General features: G+C 59.4%; 16 protein-coding genes. 6 read left to right on the top strand and 10 right to left on the bottom strand.

Translation table 11 applies throughout. The features are described from left to right. Window positions 1–20: 20 nt before the first annotated feature. The 8 genes from IAI51_RS24360 to bioB all read right to left on the bottom strand — a co-directional run bounded on the left by IAI51_RS24360 (window position 21) and on the right by bioB (window position 8,598). Window positions 21–1,310, bottom strand: coding sequence for a GGDEF domain-containing protein (locus tag IAI51_RS24360; RefSeq protein WP_187680792.1), 1,290 nt, complete (start codon window positions 1,308–1,310; stop codon window positions 21–23). A 222-nt stretch (window positions 1,311–1,532) separates the two neighbouring features. After that, window positions 1,533–3,338 (bottom strand): phenylacyl-CoA dehydrogenase, encoded by a 1,806-nt coding sequence (locus IAI51_RS24355; protein WP_187680791.1) that lies wholly within the window; start codon window positions 3,336–3,338, stop codon window positions 1,533–1,535. A gap of 276 nt (window positions 3,339–3,614) precedes the next feature. Further along, window positions 3,615–3,911, bottom strand: a complete 297-nt coding sequence (locus IAI51_RS24350) for a pyrroloquinoline quinone biosynthesis protein PqqE (RefSeq protein WP_187680790.1) — start codon at window positions 3,909–3,911, stop codon at window positions 3,615–3,617. Between the two features lie 108 nt (window positions 3,912–4,019). After that, the gene (bioD, locus tag IAI51_RS24345) at window positions 4,020–4,700 is read right to left on the bottom strand and encodes a dethiobiotin synthase (protein WP_187680789.1); all 681 of its coding nucleotides are present in this window, start codon (window positions 4,698–4,700) and stop codon (window positions 4,020–4,022) included. Further along, the gene (gene bioC, locus IAI51_RS24340) at window positions 4,697–5,509 is read right to left on the bottom strand and encodes a malonyl-ACP O-methyltransferase BioC (RefSeq protein WP_187680788.1); all 813 of its coding nucleotides are present in this window, start codon (window positions 5,507–5,509) and stop codon (window positions 4,697–4,699) included. The genes bioD and bioC overlap by 4 nt, the downstream gene beginning before the upstream one ends. After that, window positions 5,502–6,233, bottom strand: coding sequence for an alpha/beta fold hydrolase (locus tag IAI51_RS24335; protein ID WP_187680787.1), 732 nt, complete (start codon window positions 6,231–6,233; stop codon window positions 5,502–5,504). The genes bioC and IAI51_RS24335 overlap by 8 nt, the downstream gene beginning before the upstream one ends. Beyond that, a complete protein-coding gene (gene bioF, locus IAI51_RS24330; RefSeq protein ID WP_187680786.1) occupies window positions 6,226–7,404 on the bottom strand; it encodes an 8-amino-7-oxononanoate synthase in 1,179 nt (392 codons plus the stop codon). Before bioF ends, IAI51_RS24335 begins: the two co-directional genes overlap by 8 nt. A 138-nt stretch (window positions 7,405–7,542) precedes the next feature. Continuing rightward, entirely contained in the window at window positions 7,543–8,598 is a 1,056-nt protein-coding gene (bioB, locus tag IAI51_RS24325) for a biotin synthase BioB (RefSeq protein WP_064388191.1), read from the bottom strand. A 91-nt stretch (window positions 8,599–8,689) separates the two neighbouring features. Here bioB and IAI51_RS24320 point away from each other — a divergent pair, with 91 nt between their 5' ends. The 5 genes from IAI51_RS24320 (at window position 8,690) to rarD (ending at window position 14,548) form a co-directional block, all read left to right on the top strand. Further along, window positions 8,690–9,430 (top strand): ComF family protein, encoded by a 741-nt coding sequence (locus IAI51_RS24320; RefSeq protein WP_187680785.1) that lies wholly within the window; start codon window positions 8,690–8,692, stop codon window positions 9,428–9,430. 192 nt (window positions 9,431–9,622) lie between these two features. Next, entirely contained in the window at window positions 9,623–10,387 is a 765-nt protein-coding gene (locus IAI51_RS24315) for a TOBE domain-containing protein (protein WP_187680784.1), read from the top strand. Between the two features lie 69 nt (window positions 10,388–10,456). Then, window positions 10,457–12,358 (top strand): PhoX family protein, encoded by a 1,902-nt coding sequence (locus tag IAI51_RS24310; RefSeq protein ID WP_187680783.1) that lies wholly within the window; start codon window positions 10,457–10,459, stop codon window positions 12,356–12,358. A 166-nt stretch (window positions 12,359–12,524) separates the two neighbouring features. Beyond that, window positions 12,525–13,499: a serine/threonine protein kinase gene (locus IAI51_RS24305; protein ID WP_187680782.1), complete on the top strand. Its 975-nt coding sequence runs from the start codon at window positions 12,525–12,527 to the stop codon at window positions 13,497–13,499. 161 nt (window positions 13,500–13,660) lie between these two features. Beyond that, window positions 13,661–14,548 (top strand): EamA family transporter RarD, encoded by an 888-nt coding sequence (rarD, locus tag IAI51_RS24300; protein WP_187680781.1) that lies wholly within the window; start codon window positions 13,661–13,663, stop codon window positions 14,546–14,548. Between the two features lie 222 nt (window positions 14,549–14,770). Here rarD and IAI51_RS24295 read toward each other — a convergent pair whose 3' ends face one another. After that, window positions 14,771–15,289, bottom strand: a complete 519-nt coding sequence (locus tag IAI51_RS24295) for a glycine cleavage system protein R (RefSeq protein WP_187680780.1) — start codon at window positions 15,287–15,289, stop codon at window positions 14,771–14,773. Window positions 15,290–15,742: 453 nt separating this feature from the next. Between IAI51_RS24295 and IAI51_RS24290 the strand changes: the two genes are divergently transcribed. Further along, window positions 15,743–17,920 carry a malate synthase G gene (locus tag IAI51_RS24290; protein WP_187680779.1) on the top strand — a complete coding sequence of 726 codons (2,178 nt, stop codon included), beginning with the start codon at window positions 15,743–15,745 and terminating at the stop codon, window positions 17,918–17,920. A 248-nt stretch (window positions 17,921–18,168) separates the two neighbouring features. On the opposite strand, the gene IAI51_RS24285 is transcribed toward IAI51_RS24290, so the two are convergent. Continuing rightward, the gene (locus tag IAI51_RS24285) at window positions 18,169–18,630 is read right to left on the bottom strand and encodes a response regulator (protein WP_187680778.1); all 462 of its coding nucleotides are present in this window, start codon (window positions 18,628–18,630) and stop codon (window positions 18,169–18,171) included. Window positions 18,631–18,879 lie beyond the last annotated feature (249 nt).

Raw genomic sequence — 18,879 nt, 5'->3', positions numbered from 1 at the left:
GCTGAATGCGCCGTCATCACTCAACCTGCGGCGGAGTCCATGCGTACCGCGCCACGGCGGTTTTGCCCGAACGCCACCACGCAGTTACGTCCCGCGCCCTTGGCGCTGTAGAGCGCCTCGTCCGCGGACTTGAGGACTTGTTCGGGGTTGCGCTGCTCTATCCGTTCGGCGACGCCGATACTGACAGTGACCGAAACGCTGGAAGCACCGGAACCTGCGCGACGCTGACGACCTTGCTGATCGTCCTGCGGGCGGTTTTCCTGGTTGCGCAGTTGAATGTTGTAGGACGCGATCGACTCGCGGATTACCTCCAAGTGCGGCATGCACTCCTCAAGGGTTTTGCCTGCAAACACCAGGGCGAATTCCTCACCGCCATAGCGATACGCCCTACCGCCTCCACTGATTTTGGAGAGTTTGCTGGCGACCAGACGCAGCACCTGGTCACCGACATCGTGGCCGTGGGTGTCGTTGAATTTCTTGAAGTGATCGACATCACTCATCGCCAGCACATAGTTGCGGCCCAGACGCTGCATGCGTTCGTTGAGCGCGCGACGTCCCGGCAGACCGGTGAGTTCGTCGCGGAAGGCCATTTGATAAGCCTCGTGTGCAACGGCGGCGGCGATCATCAACATCACCTGGCTGCACATGATGTTCAGGGTAAACGGCAGGATGAAGGTTTTCGGCAGCATCCAGAACACGCCGAGCAACCCGACCAATTGCGCCGCGTGCAACGGACGCGGGTTGCGCCAGTATTGCCACGCCAACAGCAGGAATGCCGAGATAAAAACGGGATAAGACAACTGGATCAGGCTCATCCACGCGCCGTGCAGCGCCGGCCAGCGGATCTCCGAAAGCCACATCAGCAGCGCCTGTGGGTAACTTTGCTCAAGCCCCAGCGCCACGCTGCCGAACGCCAGCAGCACGGCAAACCGGGCGACCATGTCTTGAAACAGGTGGGTGCGCTCCTGCCACGCGGCGAATAACCCGAATAACAACGGCAGGAGCAGACAGACGAGATGGAACACCACCGCGGCGTCTTCGCGCACTTTGCCGTTGTCGCGGTAATAGTCGGTCTGGGTATCGAGCAGAAAGTAGGCGATGTACACCGTGAGCATCAGAAACAGTTCGCGCTGACGTCGGTAAACCGCGCAGTAAGCGCCACCCAACAGCAGCACCAGAGTGGGCAGTACGTTAAACAGGGACGTGAAAAACACGTTGAGGTCTTTGACGTACGCAGCCGCCAACCCCGCGAGCAACAACAGCAGTGAAGGTATGAAATGGCTGAAACGTACAGCGGAAGAACGCGGCAAGGGGTAGGACTCCGACCCGGCAAAAGATGGCATTGTGCCTGCATTTTGAGCAGTTAAGCACATGCGGTGTGACGTGCGTCACATCGAAGCCTCTTTAACGGCAGGAAAACCGCTTTTCTTAGCGTTTTAGTGGGGAATTTTCATCGCTTAAACAATTTTTCATCAGGCATGAAAAAGCCGCTGTCCCCGAAGGAACAGCGGCTGTGAAAACCTCCCTGGGACTTAGTAGCCCAGTGCGAAGTCTTCTTCTTTCATGTCCATCAGGTTGTTGGCGCCCGACAGCATGGTTGCCACGTGTGTACGGGTACGCGGCAGGATGCGCTGGAAGTAGAAGCGCGCGGTTTGCAGCTTGGCGGTGTAGAACGCCGCATCGCCAGTGCCTTCTGCCAGCTTCTCGGCTGCCAGACGCGCCATGTCGGCCCAGAAGTAGGCCAGGCAGGCGTAACCGGAGTACATCAGGTAGTCCACGGAGGCCGCGCCGACTTCTTCGCGATCTTTCATGGCAGCCATACCGACCTTCATGGTCAGCTCGCCCCATTCTTTGTTCAGTGCAGCCAGCGGAGTAACAAATTCCTGGACGGCTTCGTTGCCTTCGTTGGTCTGGCAGAATTTGTGGACGATCTTGGTGAAGCCTTTCAGAGCCTCGCCTTGAGTCATCAACACCTTACGGCCAAGCAGGTCGAGTGCCTGGATGCCGGTGGTGCCTTCGTACAGCATCGAAATGCGGCTGTCGCGGACGTTCTGCTCCATGCCCCACTCGGCGATGAAGCCGTGGCCGCCGTAGATCTGTACGCCGTGGTTGGCGGCTTCGAAACCGACTTCGGTCATGAACGCTTTGGCGATTGGAGTCATGAAGGCCAGCAGTGCGTCGGCTTTCTTCTTCTCTTCTTCGTCCACGCCGTATTTGACGATATCGACCTGTTTGGCGGTGAAGTACACCATCGCACGGTTGCCTTCGGCGAATGCCTTCATGGTCAACAGCATGCGGCGTACGTCAGGGTGCACGATGATCGGGTCAGCGGCTTTGTCCGGCGCTTTCGGGCCAGTCAGGGAGCGCATTTGCAGACGATCGCGAGCGTATTTCAGGCCGCCCTGGAAGCCGATTTCGGCGTGGGCCAGACCTTGCAGCGCGGTGCCCAGACGTGCGGTGTTCATAAAGGTGAACATGCAGTTCAGACCTTTGTTCGCCGGGCCGATCAGGTAACCGGTGGCGCCGTCGAAGTTCATCACGCAAGTAGCGTTGCCGTGGATGCCCATCTTGTGTTCCAGCGAACCGCAGGTCACAGCATTGCGCGCACCAACGGTACCATCGGCATTCGGCATGAACTTTGGAACGATGAACAGGGAAATGCCTTTGGTGCCAGCCGGTGCGTCCGGCAGGCGGGCCAGTACGATGTGGACGATGTTGTCGGCCATGTCGTGTTCACCGGCCGAGATGAAGATCTTGGTGCCGGAAACTTTGTAGGAACCGTCGGCCTGAGGTTCGGCCTTGGTGCGCAGCATGCCGAGGTCGGTGCCGCAGTGCGGTTCGGTCAGGCACATGGTGCCGGTCCACTCGCCGGAAACCAGTTTGGTCAGATAGGCTTCTTGCTGCTCAGGGGTGCCGTGCTCGGAGATGGTGTTCATCGCGCCGTGCGACAGGCCTGGGTACATGCCCCACGACCAGTTGGCTTCGCCAACCATTTCGCTGACCGCCAGACCCAGCGACTCAGGCAGACCTTGACCGCCGTGCTCGACGTCATGGGCAAGGCTTGGCCAGCCGCCTTCAACGAATTGCTTGTAAGCCTCTTTGAAGCCAGTCGGGGTTTTCACGCCGGACTCGCTCCAGGTGCACCCTTCGATGTCGCCCACGCGGTTCAGCGGCGCCAGTACCTGCTCACAAAACTTGGCGCCTTCTTCGAGAATGGCGTCAACCATGTCCGGAGTTGCGTCTGCGCAAGCCGGGAGGCTCTGATAGTGCGCTTCGTAGCCGAGCAGTTCGTCACGAACGAAGCGAATATCACGCAAGGGGGCCTTGTAGTCAGGCATAGCGATAAACCTCTGCTGATGTAACCGGGAATGAACGACCGTGTTGATTTGTTGTGACGGTCAAACAGTTGTTTGAAACATACGTTTACGCCGAAATCTTGTCAAGCGTCGATCTTTTGCCGTTCGTCATCGCATTTTTCAAACGCCGGACACAACAAACCGCCCTTGGCTCGATCGAGCCAAGGGCGATAAAAAAAGATTAGTTGAGATAGAGGGACTTAGAACGAAAAACGCCGCGACAAGGCGCGGCGTTTAACATGCACGGAGCTTAAAAAATCAGGCGAACGTGTCGATGATCGTGCCAAGCATTTCATCGGATGCTTTGGCGACTTTCACACCCAGCTCTGCCTGAATCTTGCCCTGAGACATCTCGACCATGTTACTGGCCAAATCTGACTGCTGGCTGCGATCCACGCCACGCAGACGATCAACCTGTACTTCGGAAGACTGGCTGGTGACTGAACGTTCGATGGTGTTATTGGCGATCTGGCTGGCTGCCTGATCGACACGATTCTGCCCGGTCTGAATGGAGCTCAAACCCGCATAAAAAGCTGTGTTACCGGAGATTTCCATAACAGTTCTCATCCTTGGGAAGGATCAATTGCCGCCATTGAAACAGAGGCGCCAGAAAAACACCCGTCAAAAACACTAATGGCACAGTGCCCGCTCATAGGCAAAAGCTTAGTCGAGCAGATCCAGTTGCAAATGTTCAGCCACGGCCTCAGCGCTCATCGCTTTCAATTTCGGCACCCGCCCCAGGCACGGCGCCGGAATCCGCTCGGCCAGTGTTGCCAGGTTTTCCTCCAGTCGCGATGTCTTCGGATCGATGATATTCGCCACCCAACCCGCCAGTTGCAGGCCATCCCGGGCAATCGCCTCGGCCGTCAGCAGCGCATGACTGATGCAACCCAACCGCACGCCGACCACCAGAATCACCGGCAGCTTCAGCGCAATGGCCAGATCCGAAAGATTATCCTGATCCGCCAGCGGCACCCGCCAGCCGCCCGCGCCTTCGATCAAAGTGAAATCGGCATTCATCGCCAGAATCTCGCGCATCGGCGCCAACAACGATTGCACCGTCAGCGCGACACCCGCCTCGCGCGCCGCCAGATGCGGCGCAATCGCCGGTTCGAACGCCACCGGATTGACCTGTTGATAACTCAGTGGCAATGAGCACTCGGCCAACAGCGCCAATGCATCGGCGTTACGCAAACCCTTGGGCGTCACTTCGCAACCGGAGGCGACCGGTTTGCCCGCCGCTGTGCTCAAGCCTGCCGAGCGCGCCGCGTGCAGTAATCCAGCAGCGACGGTGGTTTTGCCGACGTCGGTGTCCGTTCCGGTGATGAAATAGGCTGCGCTCATACGGGTTTCTCCAACACGGCATAAACCACTTGATAAGTCGCCGGCAGTCCCTGTGCCTGACGGAATTGCTCGTAAGCCTCGACCAACCCCAGAATCCGCGCACGCCCGGTCAATCCACCCGGGCGCCCGGGGTTCAGATTGTGCGCACCCAATGCCTTCAATTCATGGGTCAGACTGCGCACATCGGGGTAATGCAGCACATGCGCCTGCTTCTCCAGACTCACTGTTCGCAAACCACTGGCCACACACAACTGTTCATAACGGGCGAACTCGCGGAAGCGGTTGACGTGTACCAGGCCATCGACCTGACGCCAGCTGTCACGCAATTCGTACAACGTTCCAACACAAAGACTAGCAAACGCGAAAACACCGCCCGGTTTCAGCACGCGAAAAGCTTCGCTGAGCACCGCATCGAAATTCGCACACCACTGCACCGCCAAGCTGGAGAAGATCAAATCGCAGGTCGAATCCTGCAACGGCAGCCGTTCCGCATCACCGGCGATGAAATGCTCAGCGCCGCCCAACGGACGAGCGTGCTCAAGCATGCCCTCGGCGATATCCAGCGCCAGCCCTTGTCCATCGGCAAAACGCTCGGCCAATGTGCGAGTGAAATAACCGGTGCCGCAACCCATATCCAGCCAACGCGCCGGTACAAAATCCATCGGCAAGCGCTGCAGCAACTGTGTACCGACATCACGTTGCAACTCGGCGACACTGTCGTAGCTGGCCGCCGCGCGGGAGAAAGAGGCCGCGACCTGGCGCTTGTCAGGCAAGCCACCGGGCAGCGCAACAAGGGACAAATCAGTCATCACCGCACTCATGTAAAAAAGCCTGGATTGCACCCGCCACTCCATGGGGGTCTTCCAGAAGAAACGCATGGCTGGCCTGTTCGATCAGACCAATTTCGATATCCGGCAACAGGGCGAACAATTCGCCCGCCGCCTCTGCCGGCACCAATCCGTCCTGCCCGGCGAACAGATGCAACTGCGGGCCGCGAAACGCCTGCAAGGCTTCGCGCGTGTCCAGTTGCGCGAGCAGCTCCAGCCCGGCCATCAGTGTTGCCGGCGCAGCACTGGGAGCAGCGCCTAGTAACAGCCGTGACAAGCCACGCGGGTCTTGCGCGCCTTGGGCACACAGCAAAGAAAATCGTTTGAGGGTCATCCGGGGATCAGCTGTACATCCGGCAAGAAACGCATCGAATGTCTCGCCGGGCATCGCGCTCGGCCATTGTTCGTGGGCGACAAAAGAAGGATTACTCGCCAGCGTCAGCAAACCGCAGCACCGATCGCCCCGACGCGCCGCCAATTCGGAGGCGAGCATGCCACCCAGCGACCAACCGCCGAGCCACGCGTCTTGAGGAATGCGCTCGTCGAGTTCATCGAGCCAATCGTTCAAATCACTGGAATCGAGCTCCGGCAACGGCTCTATCTCGACATGCAGGTGTTCGTCGAGGCCTTGCAATGCGGCGGCCAAGGGTTCCATCGGCGAAACACCGAGGCCCCAGCCCGGCAGCAGAATCAGGCGATCACGCATGGCTTGGCTCCGACGACAGTTGCGCAAAGCAATCGGCCAGTCCTTCCAACAATAGCTGTACCTGCGCCTCGCTGTGGGCGGCGGTCAGGGTCACCCGCAGTCGTGCACTGCCAGCTGGTACGGTCGGCGGACGGATTGCAGTGACCATCAGCCCACGCTCACGCAGCATTTGCGACAGACGCACCGCGCGACCAGCGTCGCCGATCATGATCGGCTGGATCGGCGTGAAGCTGTCCATCAGCTCCAGACCGATCTGTTCGGCGCCGTGGCGGAACTGGCGGATCAACGTCTGCAAATGCTCGCGTCGCCAGTGTTCGCTGCGCAGCAATTCAAGGCTTTTCAGCGTTGCGCAGGCCAGTGCCGGCGGCTGGCTGGTGGTGTAGATGTAGGGCCGAGCGAACTGGATCAGGCTTTCGATCAGCTCTTCACTGCCGGCGACAAACGCGCCGGCAGTGCCGAAGGCTTTGCCGAGGGTGCCGACCAGCACCGGCACATCGTCTTGGCTCAAGCCGAAGTGCTCGACGATGCCACCTCCATTGGCGCCCAGCGGGCCGAAACCATGCGCATCGTCGACCATCAGCCACGCGCCTTTGGCCTTGGCCTCACGGGCCAGCGCCGGCAAATCGGCAATATCGCCGTCCATGCTGAACACGCCGTCGGTGACCACTAATGTATTGCCGGTGGCTTTCTCCAGGCGCTTGGCCAGACTGTCGGCATCGTTGTGCAGGTAACGATTGAAGCGTGCGCCGGACAACAACCCGGCATCCAGCAACGAGGCATGATTGAGCCGGTCTTCCAGCACCGTGTCGCCCTGCCCGACCAGCGCCGTGACCGCCCCGAGGTTGGCCATGTAACCGGTGGTAAACAGCAGCGCACGCGGGCGACCGGTGAGATCGGCCAGCGCTTCTTCCAAGGCGTGATGCGGGCCGCTGTGGCCGATCACCAGGTGCGACGCACCACCGCCCACGCCCCAGCGTTCGGCACCGGCGCGCCAGGCTTCGATGACTTGCGGGTGATTGGCCAGGCCCAGGTAGTCGTTATTGCAGAACGCCAGCAACGGCTGACCGTCGACCACTACTTCAGGTCCTTGGGGGGATTCGAGCAGCGGTCGCTGCCGGTAGAGATTTTCGGCACGGCGGGCAGCAAGGCGTGCGGCGAGATCGAAAGACATGCAGGCCTCACAATTTGAAAAATATCCTCCTGTAGGAGTTGCCGCAGGCTGCGATCTTTCGACTTTGGTTTTTAAAACCAGATCAAAAGATCGCAGCCTGCGGCAGCTCCTACAGGGGTTTGTATCGCATCAAAAAATTCACACCGCGGCGTTGTAGAACTGCTCGCTGCTCTTCTGCTCCACCAACGCCTGCTCGATGGCAGCCTGATGCACTTCATCGGCATGTTCTTCACGAGCTTCCGGTTGAATGCCCAGGCGCGCGAACAGTTGCATGTCCTTGTCCGCCTGCGGGTTGGCGGTGGTCAGCAACTTGTCGCCGTAGAAAATCGAGTTGGCACCGGCGAAAAACGCCAGGGCTTGCATTTGTTCGTTCATCGCTTCGCGGCCGGCGGACAGGCGCACATGGGATTGCGGCATGAGGATGCGCGCCACGGCGAGCATGCGGATGAAGTCGAACGGGTCGATGTCTTCGGCATTTTCCAGCGGCGTACCGGCGACTTTCACCAGCATGTTGATCGGCACCGATTCCGGATGCTCCGGCAGGTTGGCCAACTGGATCAGCAGATTGGCGCGATCATCGAGCGACTCGCCCATGCCGAGAATGCCGCCGGAGCAGATCTTCATCCCCGATTCACGCACGTAGGCCAGGGTTTGCAGGCGCTCGCTGTATGTGCGGGTGGTGATGATGCTGCCGTAGAACTCAGGCGAGGTGTCGAGGTTGTGGTTGTAGTAATCAAGACCGGCCTTGGCCAGCGCTTCGGTCTGGTCCTGATCGAGACGTCCGAGGGTCATGCAGGTTTCCAGGCCCATGGCTTTCACGCCTTCGACCATCTTCAGCACGTAAGGCATATCTTTGGCCGACGGATGTTTCCACGCCGCGCCCATGCAGAAACGGGTCGAGCCGATGGCTTTGGCGCGGGCAGCCTCTTCGAGGACTTTCTGCACTTCCATCAACTTTTCTTTTTCCAGGCCAGTGTTGTAGTGACCGGACTGCGGACAGTATTTGCAGTCTTCCGGGCAGGCGCCGGTCTTGATCGATAGCAGTGTGGAAACCTGAACGCGGTTGGCGTTGAAATGGGCGCGGTGCACCGTCTGTGCCTGAAACAGCAAGTCGTTGAATGGCTGTACGAAGAGTGCTTTGACTTCGGCCAATGACCAATCGTGACGCAGGGTGGCGGTGGTGCTCGCGCTCATGGGTAATTCCTTGGTTATGCTTGGCTGGCGTGTGGGTAAACGGAATACCCACAGGCGCTACACGGATGTTCGGCATATTTAAGGAAGAGTCATGCGCTGTCAACCACGATACGAAGGACAGGTTTACATCTGTTTAAAAAACGTACAGACCTGTTTGCTGTGCGATGAGCCGGTAGAAGCAGAAACGCCAATCTGCGTCCCCTGCGAAACCGAATTGCCCTGGCTCGGCGACCACTGTCAGACCTGCGCCCTGCCACTTCCCGCAGCGGGCCTGACCTGTAGCGAGTGCCTGCTAGAGCCGCCGGCGTTCGAACAGGTTGCCGTACCCTGGCTTTATGGCTTCCCGGTGGACAGTTTGATTACGCGCTTTAAACACAACGCAAAATGGCCGTTTGGTCACCTGCTCGCCGACGTTCTCGGACAATACCTGCTATATCGCTTCGATGAAGATTTGCCGCGCCCGGATATGTTGTTGCCGGTGCCACTGGCCAGCAAACGTCTGCGTCAGCGTGGGTTCAATCAAGCGGCGATGTTGGCGCGGTGGTTGAGCCGGCAGTTGGATTTGCCGTGCGATGAAAACGTACTGCGAAGAATCAAGGACACCAACGCCCAGCAGGAACTCGATGCCAAGGCGCGCAAGCAAAATCTGCGTAGTGCCTTCGGTCTGGCGCCGGATGCAGACGTCAAAGGCCGGCATCTGGCGTTGATTGATGATGTGCTGACCACTGGAGCGACCACCCGGGCTCTCGCTCGATTGCTAAGGGATGCAGGCGCTGCAAGGGTCGACGTGTATTGCCTGGCGCGCACTCCAAAACCGGGGGATGCCACCTGACCCAAGGACACTACAAAAACCTGTGGGAGCGAGCTTGCTCGCGATAGCGTCATCACTGCCAACATCCATGGTGGCTGATCCACCGCTATCGCGAGCAGGCTCACTCCTACAGGGATCTTTGTCCAGCTTGACTCGCGCGTCGCAAGCGGCCAACTTCAACTCCCACAGCCACAGCAAAAAAAGCATCCATTCATGTCCCTGCCCACCCTGTTGTCCCAGCACATCGTCCGCCGTCCGCAGCGTATTGCCCTGTTGCAACATATCGCCGAACAGGGCTCGATCACCCGTGCTGCGAAAAGCGCAGGCCTGAGCTACAAAGCGGCGTGGGACGCTATCGATGAGCTGAACAACCTGGCGCAGAAACCGCTGGTCGAACGTGCGGTCGGCGGCAAGGGTGGCGGCGGCGCCAGACTGTCCAGCGAAGGCGAGCGGGTGTTGCGCCTCTATCAAAAGCTGCAAGCCTTGCAGGCCCAAGTGCTGGAAGCAGCTGAAGATGCCAGCGACCTCGATCTGCTCGGTCGCTTGATGCTGCGCACAAGCGCGCGCAACCAGTTGCACGGCAAAGTCGTGGCGATCGAAAGCCAGGGACGCAATGACCTGATCCGCCTGCAACTGGCCGAGGGCCTGTGCCTTGACGCGCAAATCACCCACGACAGCACCCTGCATCTGGAGCTGCAAAACGGCACCGAAGTGGTGGCGCTGATCAAGGCCGGCTGGCTCGAATTGCTCGCCAGCGATCAACCGGCAACGTCCGGACACAATCTTCTCAAGGGCACCATCGAAGCGATTCTCGACGCCGAAGACGGCCCCAGCGAAGTGCGTATCTCCCTGCCCAACGGCCACACCCTCTGCGCGCTGGCCGAGCCGATCGATTTGCGCACTCGCGGGCTGACCGTCGAACAACCGGTGCAGGTGCAGTTTTCGCCGTCCAACGTGCTGATCGGCACACCGCTTTAATCTGCCCTGCAACGAAAGCGTCATCGACGCTCATTAAGGTAGCTGCCAAAACCTAGCAGGGAGCCTGATGTGAGCCTATTAGAAGAAAACCAATCCACTGATCTGGAAAAAATGGTCGGCCTCAGCCGTCGCGGTTTCATCAGCGCCGGTGCGCTGTGCGGCGCAGCGATGTTTCTCGGTGGCAACCTGCTGACCCGCAGCGCACTGGCTGCGGGTGTCAGCGCAGGCAACAGCCGTTTGCTCGGCTTCGAGAGCATTCCGGCGGCGACCACCGACGTCATCAGCCTGCCCAAGGGCTACAAATCCTCGGTGTTGATCAGTTGGGGCCAGCCGTTGCAAAAGAACGGCCCGGCTTTCGACCCGAGCGGCAATGGCACCGCTGCCGCACAGGAAGTGCAGTTCGGCGACAACAACGACGGTATGAGCCTGTTCGAATTCCCCGACGACAGAAACCGCGCGTTGATGGCCATCAACAACGAATACACCAACTACCGCTACCTCTACCCGCACGGCGGCATGCCGCAATCGGCCGAAGACGTGCGCAAGGCGCTGGCCTGCGAAGGCGTGTCGGTGATTGAAGTGCAGCGCAGAAACGGTCAGTGGCAGTTCGTCCAGGGCTCGCGCTACAACCGTCGCATCCACGGCAATTCGCCGCTGCGCATCGGTGGCCCGGCCGCTGGCCATGACTTGATGAAAACCAGTGCCGACAAGCACGGCAAAAAAGTCCTCGGTACGTTCCAGAACTGCGCCAACGGTAAAACCCCGTGGGGCACGTATCTGACCTGCGAAGAGAACTTCACCGACTGCTTCGGCAGCAGCAACGCCCAGCAGCAGTTCGACCCGGCGCAGAAACGCTACGGCGTCTCGGCCGCCAGCCGCGAGATCAACTGGCATCCGTTTGATCCGCGCTTCGACATGGCCAAAAACCCTAACGAACTCAACCGTCACGGCTGGGTGGTCGAGATCGACCCGTTCGATCCGCAATCGACCCCGGTCAAACGCACCGCGCTGGGCCGCTTCAAGCATGAAAACGCTGCTCTGGCCGAAACTGACGACGGCCGCGCCGTGGTGTACATGGGCGACGATGAGCGTGGCGAGTTCATCTACAAGTTCGTCAGCCGCGACCGCATCAACCACCGCAACGCCAAAGCCAACCGCGACATCCTCGATCACGGCACGCTGTACGTGGCGAAGTTCGATAACGGCGACAGCAATCCCGACCACCCGAAAGGCCAGGGCCAGTGGATCGAACTGACCCACGGCAAGAACGGCATCGACGCCAGCAGCGGTTTCGCCGATCAGGCCGAAGTGCTGATCCACGCGCGCCTCGCTGCCAGTGTCGTTGGCGCCACGCGCATGGACCGCCCGGAATGGATCGTGGTCAGTCCGAAAGACGGCCAGGTTTATTGCACCCTGACCAACAACGCCAAACGTGGCGAGGACGGCCAACCGGTCGGCGGGCCGAACCCGCGCGAGAAGAACGTCTATGGGCAGATTCTGCGCTGGCGCACCGACCGCGACGATCATGCGTCGAAGACGTTCTCATGGGATTTGTTCGTGGTCGCCGGCAACCCGGGCGTGCATGGCGGCACGCCGAAGGCTGGTTCGTCGAATATCACCCCGAAAAACATGTTCAACAGCCCCGATGGTCTGGGTTTCGACAAGGCTGGGCGGTTGTGGATTCTCACTGACGGCGATTCGAGCAATGCCGGGGATTTCGCCGGGATGGGTAACAACCAGATGCTCTGCGCCGATCCAAAGACCGGGGAGATTCGCCGGTTCTTGGTCGGGCCGATTGGTTGTGAAGTGACCGGGATCAGCTTCTCGCCGGATCAGAAGACGTTGTTTGTCGGGATCCAGCATCCGGGAGAGAACGGCGGGTCGACCTTCCCTGAGCACTTGCCGAATGGCAAGCCGCGGTCTTCGGTGATGGCGATTAGCCGAGAAGATGGCGGAATCGTCGGCGCCTGATAGACCGTTTTCGCGAGCAGGCTCGCTCCCACAGGGGATCGCATTCCAAATGTGGGAGCTGGCTTGCCAGCGATGGCGTCAGCAAAGACACCAACCAACTTCCCCGCTGCCATCTGCGCTACCATGCTGGGCCGGACGCGGCAGCCTGCTGCGCGCAGGAGTCAGCATGGCCCACCCGTTTGAAACCCTCACACCAGACCTCGTACTCGATGCCGTCGAAAGCATCGGGTTCCTGAGCGATGCGCGCATTCTGGCGCTCAACAGCTACGAAAACCGCGTCTATCAGGTCGGTATCGAAGACTCCGAACCGCTGATCGCCAAGTTCTATCGTCCGCAGCGCTGGACCAACGAAGCCATCCTCGAAGAACACAAGTTCACCTTTGAACTGGCCGACGTCGAGATCCCGGTGGTCGCGCCGCTGATCCACAACGGCGAAACCCTGCACGAGCACGCCGGCTTCCGCTTTACCCTGTTTCCCCGCCGTGGCGGTCGGGCGCCAGAGCCGGGCAATCTTGATCAGTTGTATCGCCTCGGCCAGTTGCTCGGGCGCATTCATGCGGTCGGCGCGACCAAGCCCTTCGAACACCGCGAAGCGCTGGGCGTGAAAAACTTCGGCCATGCCTCGCTGACCACTTTGCTCGAAGGCAACTTCATCCCCAAAAGCCTGCTGCCGGCCTACGAGTCCGTCGCCCGTGACCTGCTCAAGCGCGTGGAAGACGTCTACGCCGCCACACCGCACCAGAACATCCGCATGCACGGCGACTGCCACCCCGGCAACATGATGTGCCGCGACGAGATGTTCCACATCGTCGACCTCGACGACTGCCGCATGGGCCCGGCGGTGCAGGACATCTGGATGATGCTTGCCGGTGACCGGCAGGAATGCATGGGGCAATTGTCGGAACTGATGGACGGCTACAACGAATTCCACGATTTCGATCCGCGCGAACTGGCGCTGATCGAGCCGCTACGCGCGTTGCGCCTGATGCACTACAGCGCCTGGCTGGCGCGGCGCTGGGATGACCCGGCGTTCCCGCACAGCTTTCCGTGGTTCGGGACTGAGCGTTATTGGGGCGATCAGGTGCTGGCGTTGCGTGAGCAACTGTCGGCACTCAATGAAGAGCCGCTGAAACTTTTCTGATTAAAGATCAAAAGATCGCAGCCTTCGGCAGCTCCTACTCTGGAATACATTTCCCCTGTAGGAGCTGCCGAAGGCTGCGATCTTTTTCCTTTCTGACACGACACATCTATACAACCTCCTTACAATCCCTGCTTTGTTAGCTGCCTAAGCAAGGATTCTGCATGCAAGCCGCCAACCCGCGTCGCGGGTACATTCTGGGTCTGAGTGCCTACATCATCTGGGGCCTGTTCCCGATTTACTTTAAAGCCATCGCCGAAGTGCCGGCGGTCGAGATCATCATCCATCGGGTGCTGTGGTCGGCGCTGTTTGGCGCGCTGCTGTTGATGGTTTGGAAGCACCCGGGCTGGTTGCGCGAATTGCTCGACAACCCCAAGCGTCTGGCGATTCTGGCGTTGAGCGGCACGCTGATCGCCGCCAACTGGCTGACGTATGTGTGGTCGGTGAACAACGGGCGCATGCTTGAAGCGAGCCTCGGTTACTACATCAACCCGCTGGTGAACGTGTTGCTGGGGATGATGATTCTTGGAGAGCGTCTGCGGCGTATGCAGTGGCTCGCGGTAGGGCTGGCGGCGGTCGGTGTGGCGCAGCAGGTGTGGCAGGTCGGCAGTCTGCCGTGGGTGTCGCTGGTGCTGGCGTTGACCTTCGGTTTCTATGGCTTGATCCGCAAGCAGGCGCCGGTCAAGGCGTTGCCGGGGCTGGTGGTGGAAACCTGGATGCTGGTGCCTATCGCCATCGCCTGGTTGCTGTTCAATCAGACCGCGACCAGCGCTCAACCGGAATTCTGGACAACGTCGCAAGCCTGGTGGCTGGTCGCGGCCGGCCCTGTGACTTTGGTACCGCTGGTGTGCTTCAACGCCGCCACCCGGCACCTGCCCTATACCACCATCGGCTTCCTGCAATACATCGCGCCGACGCTGGTGTTGTTGCAAGCGGTGCTGCTGTTCGGCGAGCACTTGTCGTCGAGCACGCTGATCGCGTTCATGTTTATCTGGGCCGGTCTGGCCGTGTACAGCGTCGATGCGTGGATAAGTTTACGCCGCCGCACCTGATCAAAAAACGTACAAACCCTCACAGGCCACGGTTCTCGTGGCCTGCATCGTTCCTTCCCAAGGTTATCCACAGCGTGATCCCCGCCGTTTGTGCGCAAGTCACTGAATGTTGGCGGTTTTTTGATCAACTTAAGCAAAGCCACGGCCAACGTGGGCTGGCGATCAGTCTCTACAGGTTATCCACAGGCAGGCTCACCTTTAAACTGGATAACCTGACTCCGCTCAAACGTCTGTGCGTAACACCAGTTCCACCATCAAATCATCAGCCAGAGTTTCCAGGCGCGATTGCAGCACATCCAGCGACAGCGTCAGCGGCACCGCGAGAATCGCTTCGGCGTGGAACAACGGCTCGCTGCTCATCGGTGCCGGGCGCACTTCGGTTATCAGCCGTTCGAGGTTGACGCCCTGCTCGCTCAGCAGCCGAGTGATGTCGCGAACAATTCCCGGACGATCATTGCCCACCAACTCCATGGCGATTGGTTTCCAGGTGCAGGATTGCTCGATCCCGCTCTCAGCGATCAACACACGAATGCCGTGAGCCGACAGCGCTTGTAGGGAATCGACTAATTCGTCGTAAGCCTCCGCCGGTACGCCCACTCGAAGAATCCCGGCGAACTGCCCGGCCATCCGCGACATGCGGCTTTCCAGCCAGTTACCGCCATGTTCGGCGATGCATTGGGCGATGCGCTCGACCTGCCCGGGCTTGTCCGGAGCGAAGACGGTGAGTACGAGATGGTCCATGGCGCAGCCCTCTTGTCATGACTTTTGTTATAGAAGGGCAAGTATAGGCAAGGGATGGACTGTCGCCTCAGACGCTCGAAACAACAAATCGTGTACAACTTTTTATATTTAGCTGGAACAATCCAATGGTTTTTTGAGAACATCCCGTTCCGCGCTGTGACCGCAATGCGTCATGTGGTCGCAGAACGACGTAATTAGTCTGATTTTCACAAGCGCAACTCATCATGTAGTATGCCTCGGCACGCACTACATAACGCTGAATCGATGTCTGCCCAAGGCATGTTCGCAACCCTGAAAGCCCCGTCATCAAGGCCCCAAGCCGTTGATTGGTCCCAGCCCAGCCGCCAGCGATGGCATGTACTGGTCGGAAGGTTTGTGGTTTAAATGGCCAGAGGCTTCATTGTCAAATTGAAGAGCTGAAAAGCGAAATAGCTGAGCAGAGTGAGGCAAGCAATGACTGAACACGTTCAAGTCGGTGGCCTGCAGGTCGCCAAAGTCCTGTTCGACTTCGTGAACAACGAAGCCATTCCCGGTACCGGCCTCACCGCCGAAAAATTCTGGGAAGGTGCCGACAAGGTCATTCACGACCTGGCACCGAAGAACAAAGCCCTACTCGCCAAACGCGATGACTTCCAGGCCCGTATCGACGGCTGGCACCAGTCCCGTGCCGGTCAGTCACACGACGCCGTGGCCTACAAAGCCTTCCTGCAAGAAATCGGTTATCTGCTGCCAGAAGCGGCCGATTTCCAGGCAACGACGCAAAACGTCGATGACGAAATCGCCCGTACCGCCGGCCCGCAACTTGTTGTACCGGTGATGAACGCTCGCTTTGCCCTCAACGCCTCGAACGCCCGCTGGGGTTCGTTGTACGACGCCCTCTACGGCACCGACGCGATCAGCGAAGAAGGTGGCGCGGAAAAAGGCAAAGGCTACAACAAGGTGCGCGGCGATAAAGTCATCGCCTTCGCCCGTGCTTTCCTCGACGAAGCCGCGCCACTGGCCGCCGGCTCCCACGTCGACTCCACCGGCTACAAAATTGCTGACGGCAAACTGATTGTCACCCTCAAGGGCGGCAGCAACAGCGGCCTGCGTGACGACGCTCAACTGATCGGTTTCCAGGGCGACGCCAACGCGCCAATCGCAGTCCTGCTGAAACACAACGGTCTGCATTTCGAAATCCAGATCGACGCCAGCACCCCGGTCGGCCAGACCGACGCAGCCGGCGTCAAAGACGTCCTGATGGAAGCGGCGCTGACCACCATCATGGACTGCGAAGACTCCGTAGCCGCCGTCGATGCCGATGACAAAGTGGTGATCTACCGTAACTGGCTCGGCCTGATGAAGGGCGATCTGTCGGAAGAAGTCGCCAAGGGCGGCCAGACCTTCACCCGCACCATGAACCCGGATCGCAGCTACACCACAGTCGATGGCGGTGAAGTGACGCTGCATGGTCGCTCGCTGTTGTTCGTGCGCAACGTCGGTCACCTGATGACCATAGACGCGATCCTCGACAGCCAAGGCAACGAAGTGCCGGAAGGCATCCTCGACGGTCTGATCACTTGCCTCGCGGCCATGCACAACCTCAACGGCAACACCTCGCGCAAGAACACCCGCACCGGTTCCGTCTACATCGTTAAACCGAAGATGCACGGCCCGGAAGAAGCGGCGTTCACCAACGAGATGTTCGGCCGCATCGAAGACGTGCTGGGCCTGAAACGCAACACACTGAAAGTCGGGATCATGGACGAGGAGCGCCGCACCACGGTCAACCTCAAGGCCTGCATCAAGGCCGCCAGCGAGCGCGTGGTATTCATCAACACCGGTTTCCTCGACCGTACTGGCGACGAAATCCACACCTCCATGGAAGCCGGCCCGATGGTGCGCAAAGCCGACATGAAGGCCGAGAAGTGGATCGGCGCCTACGAGAACTGGAACGTCGATATCGGTCTGAGCACCGGCCTGCAAGGTCGTGCGCAAATCGGTAAAGGCATGTGGGCGATGCCCGACCTGATGGCCGCGATGCTCGAACAGAAAATCGCCCATCCACTGGCCGGTGCCAACACCGCTTGGGTTCCATCGCCGACCGCCGCCGCGCTGCACGCGTTGCACTACCACAAGGTTGACGTGTTCGCCCGTCAGGCCGAACTGGCCAAACGTGCCCGCGCTTCGGTGGACGACATCCTGACCATCCCGCTGGCAGTCAATCCGAACTGGACGCCGGAGCAGATCAAGAACGAACTGGACAACAACGCCCAGGGCATTCTTGGTTACGTGGTGCGCTGGATCGACCAGGGCGTGGGTTGCTCGAAAGTGCCGGACATCAATGACGTCGGCCTGATGGAAGACCGTGCCACGCTGCGCATCTCCAGCCAGCACATCGCCAACTGGCTGCGCCACGGCATCGTGACTGAAGCGCAAGTGATGGAAAGCCTCAAGCGCATGGCGCCGGTGGTGGATCGTCAGAACGCCAACGACGCGCTATACCGCCCGCTTGCACCGAACTTCGACAGCAACATCGCCTTCCAGGCGGCGGTCGAACTGGTGATCGAAGGCACCAAACAGCCGAACGGTTACACCGAGCCGGTGCTGCATCGTCGTCGTCGCGAGTTCAAGAAGGCCAACGGCCTTTAACTTGCGCTGAATGCCGGACATGAAAAAGCCCTGATCGAGAGATCAGGGCTTTTTTGTTTGTGCGGTGTGGGGGATTTGTGGAGGACTTTAGATCGATCCCCCTCACCCCAACCCTCTCCCCCATTGGGGGCGAGGGGGAAAGGGAGCCGATCTTTGTGCTTTGCAAAACCGGAGTTCGACTGAGGAATTTCAGTTCGGTGTACCTTGCACATCCACCGCGGTCAGTCCCCTCTCCCTTTGGGAGAGGGCTAGGGTGAGGGGCTAGCAGACTCAATACCCAATTCATGTTTGACCAGACCGAGCAACTTGGCCGTATCAATCGGCTTGAGCAGAAAATCCACCACGCTCAGGTGCATCGCCGCAATGGCGTCTTTTACATCGGCATCGCCGGAAACGATGATGATCGGCAGCGCCGCCCTTACCGATTCACGCACCTGACGAATCAGATCCAGGCCATCGACATTGCCCATGCGCAGATCAGTGATCACCAGCCCGATCGAGGGTTTCTCGGCCAACATCTTCAGTGCGGTTTCACCGCTGGCAGCGGTCATGCAGCGAATGCCGTCGAGCGCCAGAATCTCCGAGAGCAGCTCCCGGGCATCCTTGTCGTCATCGACGATCAGGACTCGCTGCGGAGGCAGATCAGGTTCGAGCATCACAGCGCTGAGTGCTTCGCGCTCGGCGTCGCTCAAAATATCGTGGTCGGGCATGGCGTTCTCTACGTTTTCAAATCAATCACCTGGCACAGTCGTCAGACATCGCCAGGCAGAGCTTCAATGTGCACTTCGTCGGATTTTTTTCCAATAGCCAAGCGGTCGAATTTCCGACTGTTTTTGTAGGGTTCTTCCCAAATGTGCTCAACGGCATGGCAAACCTAGACTTACGTCCAATGGGCACCCCGGCCAGAGGGGTCGACCATGGCTGCAACGATCCGACAACAACAATTCGAAAAAGACTGC

It is taken from the genome of Pseudomonas sp. N40(2020) (genome assembly GCF_014472415.1).
GTDB lineage: Bacteria > Pseudomonadota > Gammaproteobacteria > Pseudomonadales > Pseudomonadaceae > Aquipseudomonas.
The sequence above is the reverse complement of the archived record's forward strand: the minus strand, read 5'-3'. Positions and strand labels throughout refer to the sequence as shown.